The 19691-nt window shown below is 62.7% G+C and carries 22 protein-coding genes and 1 riboswitch; of the genes, 9 read left to right on the plus strand and 13 right to left on the minus strand.

Translation table 11 applies throughout. The features are described 5' to 3' along the window. The first annotated feature begins 170 nt into the window (after positions 1-170). From speD to ACTJKX_RS00825, 4 genes are read left to right on the plus strand one after another with little or no spacing between them, the layout of a single operon-like run. Positions 171-545 (plus strand): adenosylmethionine decarboxylase, encoded by a 375-nt coding sequence (speD, locus tag ACTJKX_RS00810; protein ID WP_440724065.1) that lies wholly within the window; start codon positions 171-173, stop codon positions 543-545. A 59-nt stretch (positions 546-604) separates the two neighbouring features. Continuing rightward, on the plus strand, positions 605-994 hold the full coding sequence (locus tag ACTJKX_RS00815; RefSeq protein WP_394310430.1) for a GntR family transcriptional regulator: 390 nt from the start codon (positions 605-607) through the stop codon (positions 992-994). Further along, positions 991-1884: an ABC transporter ATP-binding protein gene (locus tag ACTJKX_RS00820; protein WP_394310429.1), complete on the plus strand. Its 894-nt coding sequence runs from the start codon at positions 991-993 to the stop codon at positions 1882-1884. Before ACTJKX_RS00815 ends, ACTJKX_RS00820 begins: the two co-directional genes overlap by 4 nt. After that, a complete protein-coding gene (locus tag ACTJKX_RS00825; protein WP_440724066.1) occupies positions 1881-3365 on the plus strand; it encodes a hypothetical protein in 1485 nt (494 codons plus the stop codon). The genes ACTJKX_RS00820 and ACTJKX_RS00825 overlap by 4 nt, the downstream gene beginning before the upstream one ends. A gap of 22 nt (positions 3366-3387) precedes the next feature. Here the strand turns inward: ACTJKX_RS00825 and ACTJKX_RS00830 are convergent, their stop codons facing one another. From ACTJKX_RS00830 to ctrA, 8 genes are all read right to left on the minus strand, one after another. Then, entirely contained in the window at positions 3388-3786 is a 399-nt protein-coding gene (locus ACTJKX_RS00830) for a hypothetical protein (protein WP_440724067.1), read from the minus strand. Positions 3787-3845: 59 nt separating this feature from the next. Next, positions 3846-5411, minus strand: a complete 1566-nt coding sequence (gcvPB, locus tag ACTJKX_RS00835; protein WP_440724068.1) for an aminomethyl-transferring glycine dehydrogenase subunit GcvPB — start codon at positions 5409-5411, stop codon at positions 3846-3848. Further along, positions 5411-6751, minus strand: coding sequence for an aminomethyl-transferring glycine dehydrogenase subunit GcvPA (gene gcvPA / locus ACTJKX_RS00840; RefSeq protein ID WP_440724069.1), 1341 nt, complete (start codon positions 6749-6751; stop codon positions 5411-5413). The genes gcvPB and gcvPA overlap by 1 nt, the downstream gene beginning before the upstream one ends. Before the next feature lie 3 nt (positions 6752-6754). Then, a complete protein-coding gene (gene gcvH / locus ACTJKX_RS00845; protein ID WP_394310420.1) occupies positions 6755-7126 on the minus strand; it encodes a glycine cleavage system protein GcvH in 372 nt (123 codons plus the stop codon). 247 nt (positions 7127-7373) lie between these two features. Continuing rightward, positions 7374-8525 carry a glycine cleavage system aminomethyltransferase GcvT gene (gene gcvT / locus ACTJKX_RS00850; RefSeq protein ID WP_440724070.1) on the minus strand — a complete coding sequence of 384 codons (1152 nt, stop codon included), beginning with the start codon at positions 8523-8525 and terminating at the stop codon, positions 7374-7376. A 157-nt stretch (positions 8526-8682) separates the two neighbouring features. Continuing rightward, a riboswitch (glycine riboswitch) is annotated at positions 8683-8789 on the minus strand. An 81-nt stretch (positions 8790-8870) separates the two neighbouring features. Next, positions 8871-9461, minus strand: coding sequence for a hypothetical protein (locus tag ACTJKX_RS00855; protein ID WP_440724071.1), 591 nt, complete (start codon positions 9459-9461; stop codon positions 8871-8873). A gap of 96 nt (positions 9462-9557) precedes the next feature. Continuing rightward, positions 9558-10340, minus strand: a complete 783-nt coding sequence (locus tag ACTJKX_RS00860; RefSeq protein ID WP_394310416.1) for a 5'-methylthioadenosine/adenosylhomocysteine nucleosidase — start codon at positions 10338-10340, stop codon at positions 9558-9560. 165 nt (positions 10341-10505) lie between these two features. Next, a complete protein-coding gene (gene ctrA / locus ACTJKX_RS00865; protein ID WP_105861513.1) occupies positions 10506-11207 on the minus strand; it encodes a response regulator transcription factor CtrA in 702 nt (233 codons plus the stop codon). An 854-nt stretch (positions 11208-12061) separates the two neighbouring features. Between ctrA and fliJ the strand changes: the two genes are divergently transcribed. Beyond that, a complete protein-coding gene (gene fliJ, locus ACTJKX_RS00870) occupies positions 12062-12421 on the plus strand; it encodes a flagellar export protein FliJ (protein ID WP_440724072.1) in 360 nt (119 codons plus the stop codon). A gap of 157 nt (positions 12422-12578) precedes the next feature. Here the strand turns inward: fliJ and ACTJKX_RS00875 are convergent, their stop codons facing one another. From ACTJKX_RS00875 to chpT, 3 genes are read right to left on the minus strand one after another with little or no spacing between them, the layout of a single operon-like run. Further along, positions 12579-12881: a hypothetical protein gene (locus tag ACTJKX_RS00875; protein ID WP_311933774.1), complete on the minus strand. Its 303-nt coding sequence runs from the start codon at positions 12879-12881 to the stop codon at positions 12579-12581. 55 nt (positions 12882-12936) lie between these two features. After that, positions 12937-13317, minus strand: coding sequence for a RidA family protein (locus ACTJKX_RS00880; RefSeq protein ID WP_440724073.1), 381 nt, complete (start codon positions 13315-13317; stop codon positions 12937-12939). Positions 13318-13327: 10 nt separating this feature from the next. Further along, entirely contained in the window at positions 13328-13972 is a 645-nt protein-coding gene (gene chpT / locus ACTJKX_RS00885; protein ID WP_311933772.1) for a histidine phosphotransferase ChpT, read from the minus strand. 247 nt (positions 13973-14219) lie between these two features. On the opposite strand from chpT, the gene cysQ reads away from it, so the two are divergent. The 4 genes from cysQ to ACTJKX_RS00905 all read left to right on the plus strand — a co-directional run bounded on the left by cysQ (position 14220) and on the right by ACTJKX_RS00905 (position 17780). Continuing rightward, complete coding sequence (gene cysQ, locus ACTJKX_RS00890) at positions 14220-15026, plus strand: 3'(2'),5'-bisphosphate nucleotidase CysQ (RefSeq protein ID WP_311933770.1); 807 nt, start codon at positions 14220-14222, stop codon at positions 15024-15026. A gap of 333 nt (positions 15027-15359) precedes the next feature. Beyond that, positions 15360-15953: a DUF1134 domain-containing protein gene (locus ACTJKX_RS00895; protein WP_068286233.1), complete on the plus strand. Its 594-nt coding sequence runs from the start codon at positions 15360-15362 to the stop codon at positions 15951-15953. Between the two features lie 221 nt (positions 15954-16174). Next, positions 16175-17347 carry a hypothetical protein gene (locus ACTJKX_RS00900; RefSeq protein WP_440724074.1) on the plus strand — a complete coding sequence of 391 codons (1173 nt, stop codon included), beginning with the start codon at positions 16175-16177 and terminating at the stop codon, positions 17345-17347. A 70-nt stretch (positions 17348-17417) separates the two neighbouring features. Then, on the plus strand, positions 17418-17780 hold the full coding sequence (locus ACTJKX_RS00905) for a VOC family protein (RefSeq protein ID WP_440724075.1): 363 nt from the start codon (positions 17418-17420) through the stop codon (positions 17778-17780). A 71-nt stretch (positions 17781-17851) separates the two neighbouring features. Here ACTJKX_RS00905 and ACTJKX_RS00910 read toward each other — a convergent pair whose 3' ends face one another. Together ACTJKX_RS00910 and ACTJKX_RS00915 are read right to left on the minus strand one after the other, a co-directional pair. Then, positions 17852-18751, minus strand: coding sequence for a pseudouridine-5'-phosphate glycosidase (locus ACTJKX_RS00910; protein WP_311933766.1), 900 nt, complete (start codon positions 18749-18751; stop codon positions 17852-17854). Continuing rightward, positions 18748-19686, minus strand: a complete 939-nt coding sequence (locus tag ACTJKX_RS00915; protein ID WP_440724076.1) for a carbohydrate kinase family protein — start codon at positions 19684-19686, stop codon at positions 18748-18750. Before ACTJKX_RS00915 ends, ACTJKX_RS00910 begins: the two co-directional genes overlap by 4 nt. Positions 19687-19691 lie beyond the last annotated feature (5 nt).

Below are 19691 nucleotides of genomic sequence, written 5' to 3' on the forward strand. Positions count from 1 at the left end.
ACACGGGATCGCAAGACCAGTGAGGCTCGTCTTGCATCCGATCCCGCATCTGCGGCGCAGCATTTCATGCCGCACCGCGCGCGGGATGACCAACGGTCGCGGACTTCATGATGGCGTGGGCACACAAGGGAAAGCGGTTGAAAGCGCAAGCTGAAACCTCAGGAGCCGGGGTGGCCTCGCTGGCGGAGGGAAGCTCAAACCAGCCGCAGGCCTTTGCCCCCGGCCTGCATCTGCTCATCGATTTCTGGGACTGCCGGGGCCTCACCGATGCCGCGGGCATCGAGCATACCTTGCGCGAGGCCGCGGCCGCCTGCGGCGCCACGGTGCTCGGTGTCAAGCTGCACGGTTTCGGCGACACCGGCGGCCTCACCGGCGTCGCTTTGCTCGCCGAATCCCATATCAGCATCCACACCTGGCCCGAGACCGGTTATGCCGCTCTCGATATTTTCATGTGCGGGCGCTGCGATCCCCGCCGGGCCTTGCCGGTGCTGGAGGCCCATTTCGCCCCGGGGCGGGTGAAGGTGAGCGAGCACAACAGGGGCTGAGGCCACCATTCCTCTTCATGGCGATTGCACGCCGCAAGTGTATTGCTATATTGATACACATGGACGCTTCCGACCTCACCATATTGCCCGGTGCCGCCGAGCCGATCTATCGGCAGATCGCCGGTCAGTTGCGCCGGATGATCGTGAGCGGCCAACTGCAGAAGGGTGCGTCGTTACCCTCCGTCCGGGACGTGGCAGCCTTTCACGCCATCAATCCGATGACGGTATCGCGCGCCTATTCCTTGCTGGAAACCGAAGGGTATCTGGATCGTCTGCAGGGGCGGGGCATGATCGTCGCGACGTCGTCCCCACGCGCCGCATCGCTCGACCAGCGCCTCGGGTTGATCGAACCTCATCTCTTAGAAATCGTGCGCCAGACGCGCGAACTGGAATTGCCCGGCGACGTCATATTGCGGCGGCTTGCGGCCTTGCTGGAGGGGAAACAATGACGGGTTTTGCGTCGATACAGTCGATCCCGGCAGCGACGTCGATACGAGCGGCCGGGCTGAGCAAGTTCTACGGTACGCAGCAGGCCCTCAGCAATGTCGGCCTGCGCATAGAGCCCGGCGAGATCGTCGGGCTCGTCGGGCGAAACGGCGCCGGCAAGTCGACGCTGATCCGGGCCTTGCTTGGCCTGATCGAGGTCGAGGCCGGCATGTCCTGGGTCCTCGGCGAAGCGGCACTGACGATGGGCGACGATGTCAAGGCACGTCTGGCCTATGTTTCACAGACCCCGACTGCACTCGAATGGATGTCGGTCAAGCAGATGATGCACTTCGTCGCTCGGCTCTATCCGAGGTTGGATCGAGACTATGTGAACGAGGAACTGAGGCGTGCCCAGATCCCGATTGATCGCAAGCTCTCGGCACTTTCGCCGGGAGAACGTCAACAGGTCGAACTGGTGCGGGCCCTGGCCACCCGTCCAGAGCTTCTGGTCTTGGACGAGCCCGCCTCCGCGCTCGATCCCGCGGCCCGCCGGGACCTTTTGCGCGACATCGTGGGCCGCGCCGGTGAAGGCGGAACAACCGTGCTGTTCTCGACGCATATCGTGTCGGATCTCGAACGTGTGGCGTCGCGTATTTTGTTCCTGCATCAAGGGCGTCTCATCCTGGATGCTCCGACGGATGATCTCAAGGAATGCGTGGCGCATGTGGTCCTGCCCTCCCATGCGCTGCCGGAAGGCGCCATTGTGGGAGAGCTTCATCGCCGGACCCTGACGGATGGTGCCATCTCGCTGCTGCTTCGGCGCTCGCCGGCCGAAGACTGGCCCGATTTCGCTCGCCGGGCGGGTGTCAGAACGCTCGGCATCGAGGATCTCTTCGTGGAGATTGCGCAATGAAGCGGGAGCAGATCTGGCTGAGATCGACGCTGGGGTGCGACCCCACAGCCGCACTTTCTTATCTGTTCTGGTGTGTGGCGCTCTTCATTATATCTCCTTTGCTGCGCCTCGACGGTCACGTTTACACCCGTGTGTTACCCATCTACCTCATCTGTTCTGCAGCGTGTTGGTACTATGCCTTAGAAGTGGCCCGACGCCGCTTACAGGTGGCAAAGAGCCTGCTCGTTCCTCACCTTGATCGCTATGCCATCGAGGGACTTCTTCTTTCCGCGGCCGCCCAGATCGCTCTGCCGTCCTTGATCATCGGATTGTGCCGACTCTCTTTGACCGAAGGACTGGTTTCTTGCGTCATTCAGGCTTGCTTTGTCACGGGCGGCTTGGTCGCCTTGCGAATAGGCTCCGACAAGAAGAGGCAGCTAAGGGTGACAGCAGGTGTTTTCGTCGGTTTCGCTGCAGCCCTGTTTGGGCTCGAAGAAGTAGGGCGACAGGCAGGAGTTCCGTATTTCTTCGAATGGGCTGTATTGATACTGACATTATGCCTGATCGTTGTCGCCACCCGGCTCTATTGGCCGGTATCTACGTTGACAAGAATAGTTCCCGCGCAGGCGATTGAACGCAATGTTGAGACTTTTATCAGGGCCATTGGAAAGGCGCTGCTGGCGCAAATCCAGCCTGCCGAACGCAAGCAGGCGGTGCCGGGTGGTTCAGCTTTTGTCTTTGAGCCCGGAACTCCGGAAGAAAAGCCGATATCGTCCGCGGAAGCACTGCGCTGTCTCTTGTGGAGAGATCTCAACATTGGCTTTGGATGGCGACAGGCAGTGGCCGGACTCCGTCGCCGCTTCGTCAGTGTTGGCATAGTCGCAGGCATAATGATCGGTCTCGACTATTTTCTTGCTGAAAAGATAAATCCATCTCCGAATTTTATGTGGTTCTTTTTCGCTGTATTTAACTCGTCGACCCGAGAACAAGATGAAATGGTTTCGAAATTCAACCAGGATAAGTCAGCCGATCGCGAATTTGCTGCGTTGATGCCAGTGAGTGGGGAGCAGCAAGCTTTAAAGGTTAGATTTCTCGGGGTCGTTATATCGCCCGCAGTTTGGGATTTTATCTTGGATGCGGTAAGTATAAATATCGGCATATTAATTATATCTATATATTATAGAAATTACGATTTCTTTGATTTTTTCTCGTGGGGGCTTGTTGCAAATATTTTACTTTTGACCGTAAGTGTAATTAGGGCGCGCTTCATCTTAAAGGATATATTTAGAAAAGGTATAGATTTGAACTTAAAGGAAGAATATAATATGTTGTTATTGCTTCCTATTGCATTGATGGTTGCGATTGTTTTGGCGTTTACTGGTTCGTTAGCAATCGTTATGACAGGGCTTTGTATGATAGCCATTCTATGGGCTGTTATGCTGGTAAGAGAGGATTTGCATGTTTATTTCATGTATCCGCATCCGTTCCTACCAAAACGATAGCTTCATCCTCGCTTTATTGCTGTTACTCCTTCACGCCCATATCGGCATCTGTGAGGTAGACCGTCTCGACCGTCCCGGATGGATGCACGCAATACCAGCTATATGGGTTCAGTTCCTCGTCGGTGATGATCGAGCGGCAGTTCGCGGCTTTCGAAAAATAGATGGCGAAGCGCCGCTCCTCTTCGAGCGAGTCCGGGCCGGGTTGCCAGACTTCGATCAAGAGTGGATAGGTTTCACTCAGAGCTTCCACGACGACATGGACGTCGAGCGGCGTGTCGCTACCCGCTCCCCAGCTCTCAATCATCTCGTCCTTGGAACTGAAATAGGCGATCGCCCGCTCAGGCCCGAAATAGTCCCGGATGGCGCCTTGGATCGCCTCGATATCGAGGTGGCGGTCGATGAAGAGCTGGAAGAAGCCCATGCCTTGCCCGGTGATGTGAAAATCCCGCCGGGCTTGTGCCCGGCGGGCATGATCGTTTTCTATTCCGCTGCGTCCTTGATCGGCTCCGGCGGCGTCCAGCGCAGCACGGGCTGGCGGGCGGCACGGGTTTCGTCCAGGCGCCGGCGCGGGGCGTGGTAGGGGGCACCGGAGAAGCGCTCGGTCTCGCCGCGTTTGGCCGACAGCGCAAGGTCGCGCAGCGTGGCGATGAAGAGGTCGAGCGAGGCCTTGGATTCGCTCTCCGTCGGCTCGATCAGCATGGCGCCATGCACCACGAGGGGGAAATACATCGTCATCGGATGATAGCCCTCGTCGATCATCGCCTTGGCGAAATCGAGCGTGGTCACGCCGGTATCCTTGAGCCAGGTGTCGTCGAACAGCGCCTCGTGCATGCAGGGCTGGTCGCCGAAGGGGGCCGACATCAGATCAGCCAGGCCGGTGCGGACATAGTTGGCGGAGAGCACCGCATCCTCCGAGGCCTGCCGCATGCCGTCGGTGCCATGCGAGAGCATGTAGGTCAGCGCCCGCGTGAACATGCCCATCTGGCCGTGGAAGGCGGTGAGGCGGCCGAAGGGCGTCTCGCCATTCATCACTTCCTCGGCCCGTTCGACCAGCACGCGGGCATTGACGACATAGGGGAAGGGCGCAAAGGGCGCGAGCTTGTCGGAGAGCACCACCGGTCCCGCACCCGGCCCGCCGCCGCCATGAGGCGTCGAGAAGGTCTTGTGCAAATTGATGTGCATGGCATCGACGCCGAGATCGCCGGGGCGGACCTTGCCGACGATGGCGTTGAAATTGGCGCCGTCGCAGTAGAAATAGGCGCCGGCCTCATGCACCACATCGGCGATGGCGCGCACGTCCCGTTCGAACAGCCCGCAGGTGTTGGGGTTGGTCAGCATGATCGCGGCGACATGCGGCCCCAGCGCCTTCTTGATCTCGGCCGGATCGACGGTGCCGTCTGGACGCACGGGGATCGATGCCACCGTGAAGCCGATCAGGGCCGCGGTGGCCGGATTGGTGCCATGGGCCGAGTCGGGCACCAGCACGACCTTGCGCGTCTCGCCTTCGCCCTTGGCCGCGATGGCCGCCTTGATTGCCATCATGCCGCAGAGCTCGCCATGCGCGCCGGCCTTCGGGCTCATCGCCACGGCCGGCATGCCGGTGAGGGTCTTGAGGTAATGGGCGAGATGGTCGATCACCGCCAGCGCGCCGGGCACGGTCGAAATCGGCTGCAGCGGATGGATGTCGGCAAAGCCCGGCAGCCGCGCCACCTTCTCGTTGAGGCGCGGATTGTGCTTCATGGTGCAGGAGCCGAGCGGGAAAAGCCCGGTGTCGATGCCGAAGTTCTTCTGGCTCAGGCGCACGAAATGGCGCATCGCCTCCGGTTCGGCGAAGCCGGGCAGTCCGATCGGATCCTTGCGTTCGAAGGCACCGAGCCTCGGCTCGAAATCCTCGACCTCTTCGACGTCGACGCCGGTCACGTCGATGCGGCCGGTCTCGAACAGCAAGGCTTCCTCGATGATGAGGGCGCGATTGCCGGTGAAGGTGGGATTGATGGCCTCCGCGCCCTCGCCGGGGGAGGAGGGACGTCCCTGACGGTTCAGCATCAGACCAGCTCCTTCAGGGCGCTCACGAGGGCGGTGCGATCCTCGTCGGTGTTCACTTCGGTGGAGGCAATGATCAGGAGATCCTTCAGCTCGGCATTGGGCGACAGGCGCGAATAGGGCACGCCCCCCAGGATGCCCCGGGCTGCCAGCTTCTCCAGCAGCGAGGCAGCACTGCCTGATACCCGGATGGTGAACTCGTTGAAGAAGCTCTTCTGGATGATCTCGATACCATCGACCTTGGCCAGCATGTCGGCTAGCTTCACTGCATTGGCATGGTTGACGCGGGCGAGCCTGCGCAGGCCCTTCTCGCCGAGCAGCGCCATGTGGATGGTGAAGGCGAGCACGCACAGGCCCGAATTGGTGCAGATGTTCGAGGTCGCCTTGTCGCGGCGGATATGCTGCTCGCGCGTGGAGAGCGTCAGCACGAAACCGCGCCGGCCCTCGGCGTCCACGGTCTGGCCGCACAGGCGCCCCGGCATCTGGCGCACATATTTCTGGCGCGTGGCGAACAGGCCGACATAGGGCCCGCCATAATTGAGGGCATTGCCGATGGACTGGCCTTCACCGACCACGATATCGGCGCCCATTTCGCCCGGCGACTTGACGAGGCCGAGCGAGACCGCCTCGGTGAACACCGCGATCAGCAGGGCGCCGGCCTTGTGGCAGGCCTGTGCGATCGGGGTGAGATCGCGCAGATTGCCGAAGACGTCGGGGTTCTGCACCACCACGCAGGAGGTTTCGCCGTCGATCTCGGCGATCAGATTCTCGCTGCCGTCCACATCGGCGGGCATGGCCACCTCATGGTGGCCGGCCATCTTCGAGATGGTGTGCACCACGTCGGTATAGTGCGGATGCAGGCCGCCGGAGAGGATCGCCTTGGAGCGTCGGGTGATGCGGTGGGCCATCAGCACGGCCTCGGCCGTGCCGGTCGAGCCGTCATACATCGAGGCATTGGCGACTTCCATGCCGGTCAGCAGCGCGACCTGGGTCTGGAATTCGTAGAGATATTGCAGCGTGCCCTGGGCGATCTCGGGCTGATAGGGCGTGTAGGAGGTGAGGAATTCCGAGCGCTGGATCAGATGGTCGACGGTCGCCGGCACATGATGCTTGTAGGCGCCGGCCCCGACGAAGAAGGGCACCGAGGACGCCGTCACATTGCGCGAGGCGAAGGCGGTCATGATCTTCTCGACCGCCATTTCGCTCTTGGCATTCGGTAGCACCGGCGGCGCCTTCAAGAGCTTGTCGGCGGGGACGCTGGCGAAGAGATCGTCGATGCCGTTGACGCCGATCTTCGCCAGCATGGCGCTGCGATCCTCGGCGGTCAGGGGTAGATAGCGCATGGATCAGGCTCCGATATGGGCCTTGTAGGCCGCATCGTCCATGAGGGCGTCGAGTTCGGCCGGGTTGGAGAGCTTGATCTTGATGAACCAGCCCTTGCCGAGCGGATCCTCGTTCACGGTGGAAGGCTGATCGGGCAGGGCCTCGTTCACTTCCAGCACCTCGCCGGATACCGGCGCATAGACCTCGCTGGCGGCCTTCACCGATTCCACCACCGCGGCTTCGTCGCCCTGCTTGAGCACCTTGCCGGCGGCGGGAAGCTCGATGAACACCACGTCGCCGAGCTGCGACTGGGCGTAGTCGGTGATGCCGATCGTGGCGACGTCGCCCTCGACGGACACATATTCGTGGTCGCTGGTGAATTTGATCGTCGGCATAGGACTGTCCTCTGGTGGGATCGATTGACAGGAACTAGGAAAGAAAATCGATGAACTCAGTGTGGGGTGCGTCGCGCTGCCCCTCACCCGTACCCTCTCCCCGTAAGAACGGGGCGAGAGGTGTCTCGGGCGTCGTGCGAGATATCAACGGTGCAGAAGGATGAAATGCGCCAACGTCTCCTCGCCCCGCGTTTGCGGGGAGAGGGTACGGGTGAGGGGCAACGCAACCGGTCACGTTGAAATCCCTTTACGATCTATGGAAGCGGTGTGGGGCGAAGGGCAGGGGCGCGACCTCGATCGGCACGTCCTTGCCGCGCAATTCGACGGTGAGGCCGGTACCTACGGCCGACAAAGCGGGGGGCACGTAGCCGATGGCGATGGGCCCGGCCACGGTGGGGCCGAAGCCGCCCGAGGTGACGATACCGATGGCCTCGCCGGCCTGGTTCTTCAGCGCTGCGCCTTCGCGCACGGGCGCGCGACCTTCCGGCTTGAGGCCGACGCGGATGCGCGCCGGGCCGACAGTGATCTCGCGCTGGATGCGGGATGCGCCTGGAAAGCCGCCCTGTTCGCGCCGCCGCTTCTGGATCGACCAGAGCAGGCCGGCCTCGATCGGCGAGATGGTCGGATCGAGCTCATGGCCATAGAGGCACAGGCCCGCCTCCAGGCGCAGTGAATCGCGGGCGCCAAGGCCGATCGGTTTGACCCGTTCGTCGGCCAGCAGCATGCGCCACAGGGCGACGGCCTTGTCGTTGGGAACCGAGATCTCATAGCCGTCCTCGCCGGTATAGCCCGAGCGGGAGAGGCCGATGGCAATGCCGTCGAAGGTCGAGCGATGGGAAGCCATGAAGGGCATGGCTGCAGCGTCCGGGCAATGATCGGCCAGCACGGCGGCAGCGAGAGGCCCCTGCAGCGCGAGCAGGGCGTAGTCCGCGGCGACGACCAACTGGGCGCTGTCGCCGAGCTTGTCGCGCAACAGGGCAAAATCGGCGTCCTTGCAGCCGGCATTGACCACCAGGCCGAGCTTGCCGTCTTCGGCGGGGTCGGTCGAGCGCGCCACCATCAAATCGTCGAGCGTGCCGCCTTCGTCGTTCAGGAACTGGGTATAGCGCTGGCGGCCGGGCGGTAGATTGAGAATATCGGCCGGCACCAGGGTTTCCAGGGCCGCAGCGACGGCCTCATGGCTGTCGGCGATGAGATAGGCCTGCCCCATATGCGATACGTCGAACAGGCCGGCGGCGTTGCGCGTGTGGTTGTGCTCGGCGATGATTCCGGTGGAGTACTGGACCGGCATGTCGTAGCCGGCAAACGGTACCATGCGCGCGCCGAGGGCGACATGCTCAGCATGAAGGGGGGTCTTCAGGAGCGTTTGCTGATCTGGACTTGCGGTAGGCTCGGCCATGGGTACTCCGGCAAAAGGGTGCACGCCGGACGGATGTCCGGTTGTGCCCCCTCTGTCGCGGTTACCTGAGAGATTTCGCGATTCCGCACCCTGGGGAACCACTTACGCCCTTCGGTGAGCCCGAATGCTCGCACATTCGTGCCGCTTTCCAGAGTTTCGTTCCCCCGCGGTCCGGTTGCCTGAGAGTTTCCGGGGCGGTTGCTCCTTCGGCGCCGGTCCGTGATTCCTCAAGAGAATCAGACCGAACTCTTCCGCGGGGATCGGCCGAATGCCGGGAAGCTATCCCTGGCCTTTCCTGTCGTCAACCCAACAGAATGGGGCGCGATCAGAAAAGGTCAGAGGAATTCAACCCCGGCGCTTTTTCTTGGTGACAGTGCCGCCCTTGCCGTCGAAACCGATCACGATGTCGTAGGAACTGAGCGGCTGCTCGAGGCCGATGGTGATCGGTGCCGAGGTGTCGACCACCCGGAAACTGCCCGGACCGCCGCCAGGCGTTGCTGCGGCGGAGACGCGGATTACCTTGGTGTAGACGGGCTTCTCGTCGCGGTCGCGGATGGTGATGCGCACCGGGGCTGAATAGCCGCCGCCTCCGGCCGAGGCGACATGACCCTCCACGCCGATCTTGATGGTGACGGTATTGCCGCTGGCAAGATCGCACTCGCGGGCGAAATTGGTGATCGAGAATTGCGCGTTGGGAGGGCCATAGGCCGCCGCACCGGTGGGAATGTTGATCTGCGGGCACTCGGTGTCGGGATCGAAATCCACCCGCAGCGGCCCCTGGGAGGCGGTCTGCGTGGGTGTCGCCGTTTCCGTCGGCGTGCCATAGACACCGGTAATCATGCTGCTGGTGCAGCCGCCGAGAAGGAGCGCCGGGGTGACCACACCTGCCAACAGGGCGCTGCGAGCCGCCCAGACGCCATACTGACTGCCAACCATCGTCACGCTCCGCTGAATGCACGGCGTCCTTATAGCATGCCGTTCAGCTTCGGCCAGTCCGCCACGGGCCCGCTATGCACAGGCCCTTTGAACCAGTCACCAGTCGGTGCGCTGCAGGAAGCGCCGCAGGATGTGGTGGGAGTAGAAACTGGCGACCGTGGCGAGGAAGGCTGGGAAATCGACATGGGCATTGTCATCGGCGCTGTCGGAGATGGTGCGCAGCACGGCGCAGGGAACGCCGTAGTCATGGCAGATCTGCGCCACGGCTCCGCTTTCCATCTCGATGGCAAAGGCGTCCGGAATGTCGTTTCGCAGGGCCGAGACCGCCGCGTGACCGTTGACGAACTGATCGCCGCTGATGATCAGGCCACGATGCAGGCGGGGAGCAGCGAGAGCGAAGCGTTCGCGGATCTCTGCGGAAAGCTGCGGCAGATCCTCGGCCAGGAAGGCCTCGATCGCTCCCGACAGGCTGTTGCTGATGGCCGCATTGGCGCTAAAGCGGGACATGCCTGTCAGGGGCACCTCGTAGCGCGGGAAGATCGGCCGCGCGTCGAGATCGTGCTGGAGCATGGCGTCGGCCACCACGATATCGCCGACCTTCACCGATCGGGCCGCGCCGCCGGCCACGCCGACATTGAGAATGGCGCCGACCTGGTAGGTATGGATGAGGCCGGCAGCGGCGGTGGCGGCTGCGACCTTACCGACCCGCGAGAGCGTCAGCACGCAGGGGCGGCCGAAGAGATGGCCGCTGTGATAGTCCCTGCCGCCGATGCGCTGCGTCTGCGTGGCGCCATCCTGCTTCATCAGGGCGAAAAGCGCTTCGGCCTCCTGGGCGAGCGGGACGAGAATGCCGAGGGGGGCGGTAGAAGAAACTGTCATGGGGACTTCCGGGGCAGGGCGGTTCAGCGAAGGCGGGAACGGACACCATAGGCCATTCGTTCATCGCCTTGATGTCAAGCCATTCCAAGGTGGTTGCCGGCCTTGCAAAAAGAAAGGCCGGGACTGAGCCCGGCCATCTCATCTCGCTCGTGGGGTTGCGCAGCGTCAGACCGCGATGCGCTCTTCGATCTCGTTGGGCTCGCGCAGCACATAGCCGCGGCCCCAGACGGTCTCGATGTAGTTGGTGCCGTTGGTGGCGTTGGCCAGCTTCTTGCGCAGCTTGCAAATGAAGACGTCGATGATCTTCAGTTCCGGCTCGTCCATGCCGCCATAGAGATGGTTGAGGAACATCTCCTTGGTCAGCGTGGTGCCCTTGCGCAGCGAGAGCAACTCGAGCATCTGATATTCCTTGCCGGTCAGATGCACGCGCGAACCATGGACCTCGACCGTCTTGGTGTCGAGATTGACCACGAGGTCGCCGGTGGCGATCACCGACTGGGCATGGCCCTTGGAGCGGCGAACGATGGCGTGGATGCGGGCAACCAGCTCATCCTTGTGGAAAGGCTTGGTCAGGTAGTCGTCGGCGCCGAAGCCGAGGCCCTTCACCTTGTCCTCGATGCCGGCGAGGCCTGACAGAATCAGGATCGGAGTCTTGACCTTGGCCACCCTGAGGGAGCGCAGGACCTCGTAGCCCGACATGTCGGGGAGGTTCAGGTCGAGCAGAATGATGTCGTAATCATAGAGCTTGCCGAGATCGACACCTTCTTCGCCCAGATCCGTCGTGTAGACGTTGAAACTCTCTGACTTGAGCATCAGCTCAATGCTTTGCGCCGTGGCGCTATCGTCTTCGACTAGAAGTACGCGCATCTCAATCCCCCACTGCGGCCTCGGAGGGTCGACCGCCGTCGCGAATGCGCAGACGGCACGGTGAAGTCACCTCGTCGATGATCAACCGCGACGCTACGCAGGCATGGTTAACAAATTGTGATTCTCTCATGCAAGCGAAACTTGAAAACAAGGTCCAAAACTCCCTGTAACACATTGCCTGAAAGACAGATTCGGTGAGCGACAAGCGTCAACATTCACATGAAGAAACTCGCCTAAGCGATTCAACCGACTCACCCATTCGCCGCAGAATTTCGACAAACGTGGCGGTGAGTTCGTTGACCGTTGTTAGGGATCATTAACGAGGCAGGTAAATTAATGGTTACCGTCGGGGCAGCTTCTTAGGGATTCAGAGCGAATCAACAGCTTTCCTCGATCGTGCCGCCCGTGCAGTGGGAGCGGTGCCTGCTTCATCGGCGACGAAAGCGGCTGGACGCTTCACGGTGGAGCCGCGTCATCGAATCCGCCTGCTTCTTCAAGCTGTTAGAAACAAGTGAACGCAGTATTAATTTTGCTGTCCCCGCCTTCTGTGAAGCATAGCTGGGGTCGGATTCGGTAGTCGCGCTGCAACCATTGGCCCCCAGGAGAAATCTTAAGAAAAGAGGCGGGGGCATGGAGAAGTGGTGTGCCGACTTGGTAAATCATGGCGTGCGATTTTCTTGGCGGTCGACTGTCCCGCCTTGGTTCGCGGCTTTTTTGCGGCGAGTAAGGAAGAATTCACGTCCATGCCGGATGGTGTGGGTCTTCGCTGGGCCGATGGGTCTGGCGATCCGATTGTGCGGCCTGCCCCCCATGGTAGGGGCGGCGGGCCGATGCGGCTGATGGAGTAGTGAGTAATGAAGTCGCGCGATACCCTTATTCGTCTCAAGCGCTTCCAGGCAGATGAGAGACGCCGCCAGGTCATCCAGATCGAAACCATGGTGGCCGAGTTCGAACGCATGGCGGGTGAACTCGACCGCGAAATCAAGGCCGAGGAAGCCAAGGCCGGCATCATCGATCCGAGCCATTTCGCCTATCCGACCTATGCCCGCGCAGCTACGGCACGCAGGGATAATCTGCGGGGTTCGGCCGACGATCTAAAGATCAAGCTGGAAGATGCCCGAAGTGCGCTCGCCGATGCCCTGGACGATCTGAAGATGGTCGAGACCCTCGACGATCGCGAAAAGGCCAGCGAGCGCAGCATCGCTGCCCAATAGAGCCAAGCGCGTTCAAGACTGGACGGTTGTTTGCTCTAATTCTTTTTTCGACGCGCCTTTGCGAATCCAGGTGACTCCGCCAAATCGCAAAACGCCATGGAAGTCGAGGTGGGCAAATCCCAGCCAGCCTCGGATTTGGAGACTGCAGGGCCGCCGTTCACTGCTTGGGCGTCGGCGGCTTGGTGCTGGTGCAGCGCAAATCCTTGCGCACGCAGGAAATGCCCGGGGTCGAACACATCGGCTTGCCATTCACCACCGCGCAGATGATGCATTCGTCGGTGATCTCCGTGCAATCGGGATTGCCGGCGACGAAGGACAGCACGCGGTCGTCGGGTGCGATGGGCTGGGAGGGAGCAGGAGGCTCCGGCGGCTTGGCCTGGCTGTCTTGCGCTTGCGACCACTCCTGGCCGACAGTTAGTATGGCGCTAGCCAGACACAGGCGGATCAGCACGCTGCGCATTGAGGCACACTCCCTGCAATCGGCCTTCAAAACAAAGACTTAAAGCAAAATACCGTCAGCCGCGGAACGCGGTGACCTCGATCTCGACTTTGATCTCGGGCTTGATCAGGTCGCAGATCAGCATGGTGGCCGCAGGTCGAATCTCCCCAAAGACCCGGCCGGTGACCGCCATCACGGTCTCCACATGGTCGGTGCTGGTCACATAATAGGTCGCACGTACCACCTGGCTCATGGCAAAACCACCCTCGACCAGCGCTGTTTCGATGGTCGCAAGCGTATTCTCGGTCTGGGCGGCAACGTCGTCAGGCAACGTCATGCTGGCATAGTCATAGCCGGTGGTGCCCGAGACGAAGCACCAGTCGCCTTGCACCACGGCGCGGGAATAGCCGGCGCTGCGTTCGAGCGGGGACCCGGTCGAGATCAGTTTGCGGGGCATGGATGCTTCCTCACACAGGTGCAGCGGTGATGCGCACGCCGCCATCGATCGTCTCGATGGCCACGGACATGCCGGCGGCACGGGCAATCAGCCCGGTGTAATAGGGCTGGATCAGGTGGCTATCGAGCGTGCCGTTTTCGGGCTCGCCCGCCAGAAGGCTGATCAGCCCGGGCGGAATGCGCGAATTGCCGCCAAGCGAGACGACCTCGAAGGTCGGCGCCTCGGGATCGCCGGTGACCTTGGCATTGATCGAGCCGCCACGCGGAATGGTCGTGGTGGCGACCACGAGCAGGTTCAGCAAGAGCTTGACCTTGTTCTTGGGCATGAACTGGCGCGGCGCCGACCAACTCAGCGTCACCTTCTCGTCCTGGATGAAGCCGCGGGCGACGTTCTCGGCATCGCCGAGGTCGATCGAGGCCCCGGCCGAGCCGGCGGCGCCGAAGGCGATCCGCGCAAACTGCAGGCGGGCCGAGGCGTTCCGGGAGCTCTTCTTGATCAGGTCGAGAGCAAAAGCCTTCATCGAGGCATCGTCCTCGTCCTCGAGGACTTCGAGCCCGTTGACGATGGCGCCCACCGGATTGATCACGTCATGGCAGACGCGAGAGCAGAGCAGGGCGGCCAGATCAAGCGCATCGAGTTGAAAACCAGCGGTCATCGCAGCACCCAGAATAATTCAGGAGAGAAAGGCAAATCGGAAGAGAATCAGGTCTCGAGAACCTGTTTTTCAGATAGACTCTGCGGCGCGGGATGTGAAGGCGCGAGGTGCCGGCATGTCCCGTTCCGCCCTGATTGCAACCCTGAGGCGCGCTGGCGAAGGGGGTGCAAAAATGAGCGGCAGACCCAATATTCTTGCGGTACGACGCCAATCAGGACTAAACAGGCCGCTGCTATCGGAGGCCCTTTTGACCCAGACCGCTCAGACTTCACCCTCGCCCCTTTCCAGCCCGGACGCGATTGCGCATGCCTTTGCCGAGATCGCCCGTGAGGCGGGCGCCGCGATCATGCAAGTCTATGCCAAGGGATGCGACGCCCGCATCAAGGACGACCGCTCGCCGGTGACGGAGGCGGACGAAGTGGCGGAGGCGATCATTCTGCGGCGGCTGGCGGATGTCATGCCCGACGTGCCGGTGGTGGCGGAAGAGTGCGCCGCCAAGGGGGTGATTCCGGATGTCGGCAGGCGCTTCATCCTGGTCGATCCGCTCGATGGCACCAAGGAATTCCTCAACCGCAACGGCGAGTTCACCGTCAACATCGCCCTGATCGAAGATGGCAGGCCCGTTGCCGGTTGTGTGTTCGCACCGGCGGTCGACACGCTTTACGCGGGCGGTGATACCGCCTGGCGCGTGCGGGACGGCGCCGAAGAGACGATCTCGACGCGGGCTTACCCAGTCGAGGGGCTGACGGCGCTGTGCAGTCGTTCTCATCCCGACGCCAAGAGCGAAGCCTTTCTGGCCGAATATGCCATTGCGGACCGGCGCGAAGCCGGGTCCTCCTTGAAGTTCTGCCGAGTGGCGGAAGGTGTCGCCGATGTCTATCCGCGCTTCGGGCCGACCATGGAATGGGATGTCGCGGCCGGTCATGCCGTGCTCTCCGCCGCGGGCGGGCAGGTGCTGATGCCCGATGGCGAAGACTTTCTCTATGGCAAGGCCGCTGCCGGCTTCCGCAATGTCGCCTTCGTGGCCTGGGGCCAGGACGCTCCTCGAAGATAACCATGGTCAGGGCCTTGCCCGGTGCTTCGGCCCGATGCCGAGCCGCCGCCTTGCAGCACCCGCTCCCTTGCCTCAATCCCGCGCAGATGCGGCCATGTTTCCGGGCGTTTTGCCTGCTGGAATCACGTGGTCGTATCGCCAAGGCCTCTTGTGACCCGGTGGCCTCACCGGGACCCGCGCGGACGCGTCGAAACGAAGAACGAGGGCAAGGAGAGCAGCCATTCGGATGCACTTTGCTCTTGGAAGCAATTTGTTAACGCTGATAGGCCACAAAATAGGGCTCACAGAGGCCCAAAACAGGGCTTACAGAGGCCTAAGCCAACGAGGCTCGCGATGAACGATATTCTTCCCCGCCGCAAGGCTCTTACCATGATGGCCGGCATGGCTCTGTCCGCGACCGGCTTCGTCTCTCCTTCCCTGGCGCTTGCACAGTCCGAGCGGCCGGAGCGCATCTCCTCCAACGAACTCGTCAATTCCGGCCACCGTTTCTTCGGCACCGTGTCCAGGGACCTGGCGCTCACCATCCAGAAGGCCGTGGCGCGCTGGGGTGAACCCAATGGCTACATCCTCGGCCAGGAAGGGTCGGGCGCCTTCATCGGCGGGCTTCGCTATGGCGAGGGCACGATGTTCACGCGCAATGTCGGCGACCGCAAGGTCTACTGGCAGGGCCCCTCCGTGGGGTGGGATTTCGGCGGCGACGGCGCGCGCACCATGATGCTGGTCTACAATATGGACCGGATCGACGAGATCTACAGCCGTTTCCCCGGGATTGCCGGTTCGGCCTATATCATCGGCGGTTTCGGCATGACCGCGCTGGGTGATGGCAATATGATGGTGGTGCCCATCAAGTCCGGCGTCGGTGCCCGTCTCGGCATCAATCTAGGCTATCTCAAATTCACGCCGTCGGCCACGTGGAACCCCTTCTGATCCCGCACGACTGTGCGGCATCCGAGGGCAGTTTCTTGTGCTCGTCCCGGTAGGGAAACACGGATACCAATGCTGCGGTCAGATCATCTATATAAACCGTACGCAATGGACGCCGGCCGGACATCCAAGTGCGATTTTAAGCACGCTGTGCGTTTTCATCCTGCATTGTCGTCGAATTGACGTATAGTACGGCGAAGATATCGCCGTACTGAGACACTGCCGTGCTTGATTATGCGATTGCCTTTTTCCTCGGAGGAGCGCTCGCTGCCTTGGCCGCATTGGCCATGGTGCCTGCGATCTGGGGACGTGCGCGTCGCTTGATCCGTCGTGAAATGGAAACGGCGTTGCCCTTGTCGATGGCGCAGGTGCGGGCTGCCCAGGATCATGTTCGGGCGGAAGCGGCCATGCGGCACCGTCGCCTCGAACAGAAAACGGAGCATGAGCGGGCCCGGCGGCATCAACTGATGGCCGATTATGGCCGTCAGAGTGAAAGGCTGCGCCGGCTCGAGGCCCTGCTCGGAGCCGATGCCGCAAGGCTTGGTCAGTTGGAAGATGGTGCGGCCAATGGCCAGCGCGACGTGCTTGCCGCCCAGCAGGAGGTTTCGGCGCTGAAGGCGGAGCTGGCGGCGGCGCGAGTGACCATTGCGCTGCGCGATGACGAGGCCCTCGATCACGGCCGCGAGCTTGCCACGGCGCAGGAAAGCAATGACGGCCTGCGCATCGAATTGGTTGCTCTTCGTACCAAGCTCGATGCGGCGGAGGATAGTGCGGTTCTGCATCAGCACGAATTGCAGGAGGCGCTGGAACTGGCCTCCGGTAAGGATGACCGCCTCGCCACCCAGTCAATCGAGCTGATGCGGCGCGATACTGCGATCGCCGCACTCGAGGCGCGGACAGCCTCGCTGCAGCGCGAATTGCAGGCGATGGCAGGCAAGAGGCAGGCAGCCGAAACCGAGCGATCTGACAGCCTGGTCCGGCTTTCGGACTGGGAGGCGGATCTGCGCCGCAAGGATGCCCTGCTGGCCGAACGCGATGCCCGGCTGGCCCTGGCCGCCGGACGGGAGGCCGAACTGATCGCGGAGCTCAACCGCCTGCGCCGCAGTGCGGAACCGAGCGCCGCCGAGGAAGAAATTGGCGCTCTGAAGATCGAGCGGGCCCGGCTGCAGGCTGAGCTTGCCGCTCTTCGCGAGGAAGCCCATGAATCCTGGCTGCGCATCGAGGCCGACAACAGCCTCCTGCGTCGCGAAATGGCGCAGGTCGCTGCCGAAATCGCCCGCGAGGCGGCAACCCGTCGGGCCGTTGGCGTGGTACCCGGGCCGGAGCGCCAGGCGGCGAACGATCCGGCTGCGCAGGACCAGGCGGCACAGGCAGGCCAGGAAGCCCGGCCGCGCTGACCACGCTCTCAACGCATTTCGACGCTATGGCTGGCATGGCAAGGCAGAGGGCCGTCTACAGGAGCGAGCCATGACCAAGCTGAACGGCATCGTGCCGTGCCTGACCATCGATGGTGCCAAGGCCGCCATCGACTTCTACAAGGACACCTTCGGTGCCGAGGAGGTCAGCCGCGCCGATCACGAGGATGGCAAGCGGCTGATGCATGCCCATATCCGCATCAATGGCTGCGACGTGATGATGTGGGACCTGTTTCCGGAATTCGGCATGGCCACCACGCCGCCGCATGGCGTGACCATCCATATCGAGGTCGACGACGCCGACCGATGGTGGCAGCGCGCTCTCGATCGTGGTGCCACCGTCGCCATGCCGATCCAGGACATGTTCTGGGGCAGCCGTTACGGGCAGCTCAAGGATCCCTTCGGCCATACCTAGTCGATCGGCGCGCCGCTCAAGCCGTAGAATGACGGGAGCATTTGTCGCTCCCGCCAAGGACCGGGATGGTGTTACAGCGCGGCTGCGATCTTCGCCGCCAGGCGCGCATTGTTCTCCACCAAGGCGATATTGGCGATCAGGCTGCGACCCTCGGTGAGGTCGAGCATGCGCGAGAGCAGGAAAGGTGTGAGAGCCTTGCCGGAAATGCCCATGGCATCGGCTTCGTCCACGGCCGCTTCGATGGCAGGATTGATTTCGTTGGCGGCGATCTCGTCGGCGAGCGGGATCGGGTTGCCCACCAGCACGCCGCCGTCGAGGCGCAGTTCCGCGCGGGCTCGGATCAGGGCGGCAATGTCGGCGGGATCGTCGAGGCGCATGGGTGCCGCCAGGCCGCTCTTGCGGCTCCAGAAGGCGGGGAATTCGTCGGAGCCGTAGCCGACGACCGGCACGCCGAGCGTCTCCAGGGTCTCCAGCGTCTTCGGAAGATCGAGGATGGCCTTGGCGCCGGCGCAGACGACGCAGACCGGCGTGCGCGCCAGTTCCTGCAGGTCGGCCGAGATGTCGTAGGTCTTCTCGACGCCGCGATGCACGCCGCCGATGCCGCCCGTTGCGAAGACGCGGATACCGGCCCGGTCGGCGGCGATCATGGTGGCGGCCACGGTGGTGGAACCGTTCTTGCCCGTGGCGATAGCGTAGCCGAGGTCGGCACGGCTGAGCTTCAGGAAGCCCGTGGCCTGGCCCATGGCTTCGAGCTGGCTGTCTTCGAGCCCGGCATGAATGACGCCGTCGAGCACGGCGATGGTTGCGGGCTCGGCGCCTCCGGCCCTGACGGCGGCCTCGACCTTGCGGGCCGTCTCGACATTCTGGGGCCAGGGCATGCCGTGGGTGATGATGGTGGATTCCAGCGCGACGACCGGCTTGCCGGCCTTGAGGGCGGCTGCGACGGCGGCGGAATGGGTAATGGACGTCATGGTGCTATCGTTTCGGTTGGTTGAGAATGGTTGTAGCGGGCCAGCACGGACTGCATGGACAGGTCGGCGCGTACGGTTTGGGGCGATTCGACCGTGAGGGCTGCCGCGGCCATGGCGCAACGCGCCGCCGCGAGAAAGGTGTCGCCGGCGGCAAGGCGTGCCAGCGTGGCGCCGGCCATCGCGTCGCCGGCACCGTTGACGTTGGTCGGGCGGGATGGAAGCGCAGCGATGGCGGAGACCTGTCCCCCATCCCAGGCGAGGGCTCCGCGTGGGCCGAGCGTGAGCAACCCGCGTGGCACCGGGCCTGCCGCGAGCCTTGCAGCCAGTGCTTCCGCTTCCTCCGCGCTGCCGAGCAGGGCACGTGCCTCGTAGAGATTGAGGAAGAGGATGTCGATCGCCGCCAGGATGGGCACGAGCTTGGCGAGCTTCTGCACAGAAACGGGCACGCAGGCGAGGGGCCGGGGTCCCTTCGCCTGCGCCACTGCCTGCAATACGGCTGGCGGCAAGTTGGCATCGGCGAAAACGAACCCTGTCGCAGGGAAGGCTGCGATACGGGCGGCGATGGTTTGGGGCTCGATCCGGTCGAAGATCGCCATGTCGGCGAGACCGATCACCAACTCACCCTCGCCGCTGAAGATGGCGGTGTAGGAGGCGGTGGTGGCTCCGGCGTCCAGCGTGACGGCGCTCATGTCGATGCCGGCCCGGCTGCTCTCCTCGACGACGCGGCGGCCTTCCAGATCGTCGCCGACCAGCGAGACGAGACCGACATCGATGCCCAGGCGCGCGAGATTCTCAGCCACGTTGCGGGCGACACCGCCCAGGCTGGCGCGCATCGAGCCGATGTTCGAGGTGTAGAGGCGTTCCTTCGCATCGGCGGTCTCGCCGACACGGTCGATGACGCAACCCCCTGCACACAGAACGGGACGATAGGCCATGGCTC

Source organism: Labrys sp. 22185, from assembly GCF_052045555.1.
Lineage (GTDB): Bacteria > Pseudomonadota > Alphaproteobacteria > Rhizobiales > Labraceae > Labrys > Labrys neptuniae.

What these genes read in the sequence shown, in the direction of transcription:
- ACTJKX_RS00815 (WP_394310430.1), top strand. Translation starts at nt 605, where the DNA reads ATGGACGCTTCCGACCTCACCATATTGCCCGGTGCCGCCGAGCCGATC.
- ACTJKX_RS00820 (WP_394310429.1), top strand. Translation starts at nt 991, where the DNA reads ATGACGGGTTTTGCGTCGATACAGTCGATCCCGGCAGCGACGTCGATA.
- ACTJKX_RS00825 (WP_440724066.1), top strand. Translation starts at nt 1,881, where the DNA reads ATGAAGCGGGAGCAGATCTGGCTGAGATCGACGCTGGGGTGCGACCCC.
- ACTJKX_RS00830 (WP_440724067.1), bottom strand. Translation starts at nt 3,786, where the DNA reads ATGGGCTTCTTCCAGCTCTTCATCGACCGCCACCTCGATATCGAGGCG.
- gcvPB (WP_440724068.1), bottom strand. Translation starts at nt 5,411, where the DNA reads ATGCTGAACCGTCAGGGACGTCCCTCCTCCCCCGGCGAGGGCGCGGAG.
- gcvPA (WP_440724069.1), bottom strand. Translation starts at nt 6,751, where the DNA reads ATGCGCTATCTACCCCTGACCGCCGAGGATCGCAGCGCCATGCTGGCG.
- gcvH (WP_394310420.1), bottom strand. Translation starts at nt 7,126, where the DNA reads ATGCCGACGATCAAATTCACCAGCGACCACGAATATGTGTCCGTCGAG.
- gcvT (WP_440724070.1), bottom strand. Translation starts at nt 8,525, where the DNA reads ATGGCCGAGCCTACCGCAAGTCCAGATCAGCAAACGCTCCTGAAGACC.
- ACTJKX_RS00855 (WP_440724071.1), bottom strand. Translation starts at nt 9,461, where the DNA reads ATGGTTGGCAGTCAGTATGGCGTCTGGGCGGCTCGCAGCGCCCTGTTG.
- ACTJKX_RS00860 (WP_394310416.1), bottom strand. Translation starts at nt 10,340, where the DNA reads ATGACAGTTTCTTCTACCGCCCCCCTCGGCATTCTCGTCCCGCTCGCC.
- ctrA (WP_105861513.1), bottom strand. Translation starts at nt 11,207, where the DNA reads ATGCGCGTACTTCTAGTCGAAGACGATAGCGCCACGGCGCAAAGCATT.
- fliJ (WP_440724072.1), top strand. Translation starts at nt 12,062, where the DNA reads ATGAAGTCGCGCGATACCCTTATTCGTCTCAAGCGCTTCCAGGCAGAT.
- ACTJKX_RS00875 (WP_311933774.1), bottom strand. Translation starts at nt 12,881, where the DNA reads ATGCGCAGCGTGCTGATCCGCCTGTGTCTGGCTAGCGCCATACTAACT.
- ACTJKX_RS00880 (WP_440724073.1), bottom strand. Translation starts at nt 13,317, where the DNA reads ATGCCCCGCAAACTGATCTCGACCGGGTCCCCGCTCGAACGCAGCGCC.
- chpT (WP_311933772.1), bottom strand. Translation starts at nt 13,972, where the DNA reads ATGACCGCTGGTTTTCAACTCGATGCGCTTGATCTGGCCGCCCTGCTC.
- ACTJKX_RS00895 (WP_068286233.1), top strand. Translation starts at nt 15,360, where the DNA reads ATGAACGATATTCTTCCCCGCCGCAAGGCTCTTACCATGATGGCCGGC.
- ACTJKX_RS00905 (WP_440724075.1), top strand. Translation starts at nt 17,418, where the DNA reads ATGACCAAGCTGAACGGCATCGTGCCGTGCCTGACCATCGATGGTGCC.
- ACTJKX_RS00910 (WP_311933766.1), bottom strand. Translation starts at nt 18,751, where the DNA reads ATGACGTCCATTACCCATTCCGCCGCCGTCGCAGCCGCCCTCAAGGCC.
- ACTJKX_RS00915 (WP_440724076.1), bottom strand. Translation starts at nt 19,686, where the DNA reads ATGGCCTATCGTCCCGTTCTGTGTGCAGGGGGTTGCGTCATCGACCGT.